Below are 6,580 nucleotides of genomic sequence, written 5' to 3' on the forward strand. Positions count from 1 at the left end.
CAAAACTTCTGCGTAACGAATAGTTCTGAAATTATTTAAATAATTAAGTTCTACCTGGCCTGATGTTTCGCCTTTGCGGGGTAAATATTTTTGATTATATAAACCAGTATTTTTAAAAGGTGCAACCTGGTAAGTAATATTAAAAGAGGGGTTAGCATTTTTATAAGCTTCAATATCTAAAACAGTTACTGCTTTTCTTATATCGCCTGCTGTGTAAGCATTCGCTAAATTTACGGTAGGTAAATTTGTACTCCAGCCTGCTGCATAAGGCATAGCCCCAGAACCATTTAAACCCCTGATGCCACATTGCTGCACCGAATGATTTCCCTGGCCTCTTGTAACACCACCCCAATTGTAATAGGGAGAAGTATTGGAATATTGAATTTCAAAAACTGATTCTGATCCATTCTCTCCTGCTTCTAAAAACATATTGCCATAGTTGGCTACTAAACTAAAAGGTCCGTTTACTACATTTTCCAACATAGCCCCAGCCGCATCTAATTTATTTTGATATAATAATACTTTGCCCAATAAAGCCTGCGCTGCATATTTTGTTACCCTGCCTTTTTCAACATTAGTGATGGGTAAAACTGCAATAGCATTGGTTAAGTCAAGTTCAATTTGTTTATACACATCTGCTTTTGCAGAGCGTTGTAAAGTTTTAGATTCTGTTAAGCCCAATCTTTTATCAGTAAACAATGGTACATCACCAAAAAATCTAACCAAATGAAAATAATAGTAGGCACGTAAAAAATAAACTTCTCCATACATAGCATCTTTACCTGCAAAATTTACTGTTTCCCCAGCTTTGTTGGTGGCTTTATACTGCGTCATGTAATTAGCCCTGTTAATGCCTTCATACGCACCTTGCCATAATTCGGTAAGGGTAGAGTTTACAGGTGTTAATGTATAATCATCTATTTGTTGCAGTGATAATACATCGGATGCATTCTCTCCACCGCTTACTGCATTGTCAGATGCAATATCACCCACCGGCACTGCCTGGTTTAACCATTGAATGGGAGTATAAACACTAACTGCCATGGTACGATAATCACTTTCTGATTTTAAATAATCGAGGTCTGTTATTTTAAATTCGTCTTGAGGATTATAATCTACCCATTTTTTACAAGATGCAAGCATGGCAATCAAAAAAACCAGGCTTATTATTTTAATATTCTTCATTGTATAATATTTTATTTTATAAAAATTTATAGTTTAATATCAATGCCTACAGCATAAGTTCTTGCCTGTGGATAAGCGCCACGATCAACACCGGTATCTAAAATGCCACCCGCTATTTCAGGATCAAACCCTGAGTATTTTGTAAAGGTGTAAGCATTTTTTACCTGGGCATAAATACGCAACCTGCTCAATATTCTTTTAGTAACACTTGCCGGGAATGTATAACCCAATTGTATATTTTTAATTTTTACAAAAGAGCCATCTTCTACATACCTGTCAGAAACACGGATGTTACTGTTTGCATCAGTAAAGGAGTAGCGGGGGTTTCTTGCATCGTTTGTTGTGCCTGCGCCTGTCCATCTTGCCAATACTGCCCTGTATTTATTGGAGTAGTTGGCATTTCTTTCGTAAGCCCTGTAAATATCGTTTCCAACAGAGGCATAAGTAAATGCATTAAAATCGAAATTTTTATATTCAAGATTCAAATTCCACCCCATTGTAAAATCAGGGAATGGATCGCCAATTTTTGTTTGATCGGCAGATGAAATAATACCATCGCCATTTACATCAGCAAAACGAATATCACCTGGTTGTGCACCTGATTGTGTTGCGCCTTTGGTTAGATCTGCTGGCGTTTGAAATAAGCCATCCGTTTTATAACCATAAAAATAACCGGGTGTTTGTCCTTTTTCAAAAACCGTTACACTTTGCGATTGGCCATTAAAATAATAGCCGCCTAATATTTTAGCCGTACCATCATCGTTAGTTGCGGTAACTTCATTTTTAGCTGTTGTAAAAGTTACTGAGGTATTTAGTTTTAATGATTTACCAATAAATTCATTATATCCTAAAGTAACATCTATACCGCTGCTTTTGGTACTTCCAATATTTGCAGTAGGGATGGGAACTGTACCAAGGTATAAAGATGCAGAAGGTGTGAACAATAATCCGTCCACTTTTTTCTGAAAATAATCGGCTGATAAAGAGAACTTTCTTTTATAAAAATTCATATCAAATCCAACATTCGATTGCAATTGTTTTTCCCATCTTAATGCATCATTTGCAGCAGAACCAACAGTGGCACCGGGATAAAAAACATTATTAAAAGTGTAGCCGTTACTATTTGCAGTTGGGCCATAGCTTGAGCCGCCGGTAACAATACTTACAAACTGCGGATCTACATTTTCATTTCCTATTGAACCGTAGCTGCCCCTAATTTTTAAGTAATCGATAAAATCGGAATGAAAGAAATCTTCTTTAGTAACAACCCAGCCTAATGAGCCAGATAAAAAGTTAGCATATTTATTTTCTATACCAAATGCATAAGAGCCATCGCGGCGTGCAGTAAAAGATGCTAAATACTTTTCCTGGTAATCGTAATTTATTCTTGTAAAGTAAGAAAGGTTTCTTCTGAAATATTGATAATAATAGCCGCTGAGTGCATTGGTATTTGTAGCTGTATTACTGCCTGTGGCTGCAGAAAAATCTGCAAATTCCCAGGAGTTAAAAGGTACATCCTGTCTGCTTGCACCAGCAGCATTACCCGAAACTTTAGCTAAAGAAAAACCAAGTACGGTTTCAAAATTATGATCTTCTTTTATCTTAAAATTATAGTTAGCAAAGCTTTCCCAGGTATAATTAAAATTGCTTGCTTTTTCATGCGATACACTGTTGTGTTTGCCTGTAACGGTTGAACCATCTGCATTCATGGAGTTATCTACATTATTGTTGCCGTAGAATACCAATGGCGTAAAGTTTTTTGAATTACCATCGTATTTGGTGTAACCAAAACGGGTAGATAGCTTTAAGTTTTTTATTACATCATATTGAAATTCGAACTTGCCATATAATTTATTTCCCGCATTTTTATTATAAGTGTTATCCAGCTTTGTAAGCGGATTAAATATTTCTGACAATAATAAATTACTAAAACCATATTTACCTACTGTGTTAGGCACTATGTTATTAACCGATACTGTTGGGTCAAAATTTAATGCACTTCCTATAACGCTGTTAAATGAATTCTCCTGTACACCTTTACCATTTAGCAGAACACCGGTAGTATTCATTATAAATTTTAATTTAGGAGAAAGGTCGAACGTAAGATTTGCAGTAAAGTTGCTCCTGCTAAAAACTGATTTATCATTGCCGCCTACAATACCGCCCTGGTTTAAATACCCGCCTGATAAAAAGTATAACATTTTATCACTGCCACCCCTTGCCGTTATATTATGCGATTGCATTGCAGCAGTTTTAAAAATTTCGTTTTGCCAGTTGGTACCCACACCAATTTTCGACAGGTCCTGAAAAATAACATTCCCGCCTGCAACTGTACTGCCTTCGTTAATTATACCTGCGTATTCAGAAGCATTTAACACCCCAATGGTATTCATCACTTCTTGCATACCATAATTACTGCTTACGGTTATTTCAGTTTTTTGATTTTTTCTGCCAGTTTTTGTTGTAACAACTATAACACCATTACCACCTTTTACACCATAAATGGCAGTTGTAGCGGCATCTTTCAGTACATTTATAGATTCAATATCTGCGGCATTAATAGAATTAAAATCGGTAAGTGTTTGCGGTACGCCATCAATAATAACTACAGGATCCGTTCCCGAAAAAGAAGGAATACCCCTTATCAAAACTGTAGGTTTTGCCCCTGGCGAACCCGGAGATATTACTGTTACACCCGAAGCCCTGCCCTGCAAAGCTTCTTCTGCTCTTACGGGTTTCAACTTTTCTATATCAGCAGCTTTTACTGTTGAAATAGCGCCAGAAACTTTGGTTAATTTTTGAGTACCATATCCTACCACCACTACTTCATTCAAATTATTAGAGGAAGACTCTTCCATTTGAATGTCGATAGGTCCGGCATTGTTCACCTTATACCTCACTGCCTCCATTCCGGCATAAGAAATAATAAGGGTGGCGCCTTTTTGTGCAGCGATAGTAAATGCTCCGGTTGCATCGGTAACCGCAGATGAGGTGGTACCCTGAACAGAAACTGTTGCACTGACTAATGCTTCTCCTGTTGTTTTGTTTTTAACCTTTCCAGAAACGGAAATGGTTTGTGCTGTGGCCTGCTGAAAAAGACAGCAGCAAATAATGCCAAAACACAATAATGTGAGTTTAAATTTCATAATAGCAATCGTTTTTGGTAATGTAATAGTTAGATTGTAAAAATATACTTACACCCTACAAATAAAAAATAAACAGCCACAACATTACTACATCATAAAAGATAAATGATTGGTTTTAAGGCTATTTATACTACATCATTACTACATCAATCAATTTTGTATACCTTCACTATACAATTACTAATTGCAGAAATGAAAAAACTGCTACTGCTAATATTTATACCTCTTAATTTGTGCGGCCAAAATACCATTGGGCTGCCAGATGTAATTAATTACTCCAAACAAACTTACAGTGCAGGGCTGCAAAATTGGGATATTAAGCAGGATAAGAATGGTGTTATTTATGCAGCCAACAACGAAGGGCTGCTTACTTATGAGGGAAGAAAATGGAACCTTTATTCTTTACCTAACAAAACCATTGTACGCTCAGTAGAAATTGCCCCGGATAATAAAATTTATGTGGGCGGGCAGGATGAGCTGGGTTATTTTACCCCGGCTAAAAACGGACAGTTACAATACCATTCTTTAACCCAATTTATACCAGCTAAAGACAAAACCTTTGGCGATGTTTGGGATATCGTATCTTTTAACAAGCATATATTTTTTCGCTCTACCAACAAGATTTTTAAGTTTGATAATGAAGCTCCAACTGTATATAATGCACCTGCTGAATGGGCTTATTTGGGACAGAGCAACGGAAAATTATATGCACAGGATTATTCAGCCGGCTTAATGATTTTAGAAAACGACACCTGGGCACCTTTACTTTTAAAAAACGAACTTAAAAACAACGATCCAATCACAAGCATATTACCGGTTCAAAAGTACAGTGCTTTAATTACCACTTTAAAAAACGGAATATATGTTTTTGATAATACAGGCATTTCAAAATTACCATCTGCCAACAACCAGCTGTTTGAAAACGAAAGAATATATGCAGCCACGCCTGTAAATGCTGAATGGATTGCTTTAGCAACCAATAACAGCGGTGTATATATTATTGATACAAGAGGAAATATTATTCAAAGTTTTTCCGGCAAAGAAGGTTTGCAAAATAATAATGTACTGAGTATTTTTTTAGACAGGCAAAGCAATTTATGGCTGGGCTTAGATAATGGTATTGATATGATTGCTTATAACAGCGCTATAAAACAAATTAATCCTGTTTTACAAAATGGCTCGGGATATACTGCAATTATACATAATAACAGTTTGTATGCAGGTACCAGTAATGGTTTGTACAGTGTTGCATTGCAGCCAATACAAGACCTTAGTTTTAGTAAAGGAAATTTTTTATCTGTAAATAATGGTAAAGCACAAACCTGGGGCTTAGCCGAAATTAACAACCAGTTACTGCTGGGCAATCACGAAGGGGCGTTTGTAATAAAAGATAATACTGCACAGCCCATTTCTCAAAATCCGGGTTTCTGGAATTTTGTACCTATGCCGGGTACAATATCAACAGCAAAAATAGTTAGTGGTAATTATAAGGGGCTTTTCTTTTTTGATTACAATGCAGGCAACTTTACTTTAACAGGCCAGGTACTCGGCTTTAACGAATCTTCAAGATTTGTTGCAATAGACAAGGATAATAATATTTGGGTATCACATCCTTATCATGGTGTTTTTAAAACCAGTAAAAATAATGATGGCATTTATAGCACTGTCCATTACACTGATAAAAAAGGATTGCCATCAATACTGGACAACCACGTATATAAAATAAAAAACAAAGTGGTAGTGGCCACAGTAAAAGGAGTGTTTATTTACAACCAAGCGAAAGATATTTTTGAACCATCGCCATTTTATAATAAAATTTTAGGCAACCAAAGTATCCGTTATTTAAAAGAAGATGTATCGGGCAACATTTGGTTTATTCATGAAAAAACATTGGGTGTTGTTGATTTATCCGGTAAAGAGCCTGCTATTATTTACCTGCCCGAATTAAATAATAAAATGCTTAGTGGTTTTGAATTTATTTATCCTGTTGATGAAAATAATATTTTTTTAGGGGGAGAAAAAGGGTTCTTTCACATTAATTATCAAAAGTATAAAACAACATTGCCCGATTTGCAGGTGCAGATAAGAACAGTTAGGATAATTAATAAAACAGACAGCCTTTTATTTGGCGGTTACTTTAAAGATGTAAATGAAAAACAGGTACAGGATGCCGCTTTTGTACCTGCAATAAGTAATGAATGGAAAACATTGCACTTTGAATATGCTGCAGCAGTTTTCGGTTATTTATC

General features: G+C 35.9%; 3 protein-coding genes. 1 reads left to right on the top strand and 2 read right to left on the bottom strand.

The genetic code is table 11. The features are described 5' to 3' along the window. Window positions 1-1,185 (bottom strand): RagB/SusD family nutrient uptake outer membrane protein (locus tag ACY651_RS09220; RefSeq protein WP_462251943.1); only part of this gene is annotated, 1,185 nt, incomplete at its 3' end. A gap of 26 nt (window positions 1,186-1,211) precedes the next feature. Next, entirely contained in the window at window positions 1,212-4,331 is a 3,120-nt protein-coding gene (locus tag ACY651_RS09225; protein ID WP_462251945.1) for a SusC/RagA family TonB-linked outer membrane protein, read from the bottom strand. 192 nt (window positions 4,332-4,523) lie between these two features. On the opposite strand from ACY651_RS09225, the gene ACY651_RS09230 reads away from it, so the two are divergent. After that, the coding region (locus ACY651_RS09230; RefSeq protein ID WP_462251947.1) for a two-component regulator propeller domain-containing protein at window positions 4,524-6,580 on the top strand (2,057 nt) is incomplete at its 3' end.

Origin of the sequence: Ferruginibacter sp. (genome assembly GCF_031391665.1) — a bacterium.
Taxonomy (GTDB): Bacteria; Bacteroidota; Bacteroidia; order Chitinophagales; family Chitinophagaceae; genus Ferruginibacter.

Coding starts and splice junctions, on each gene's coding strand:
- ACY651_RS09225 (WP_462251945.1), bottom strand. CDS start 4,331: ATGAAATTTAAACTCACATTATTGTGTTTTGGCATTATTTGCTGCTGT.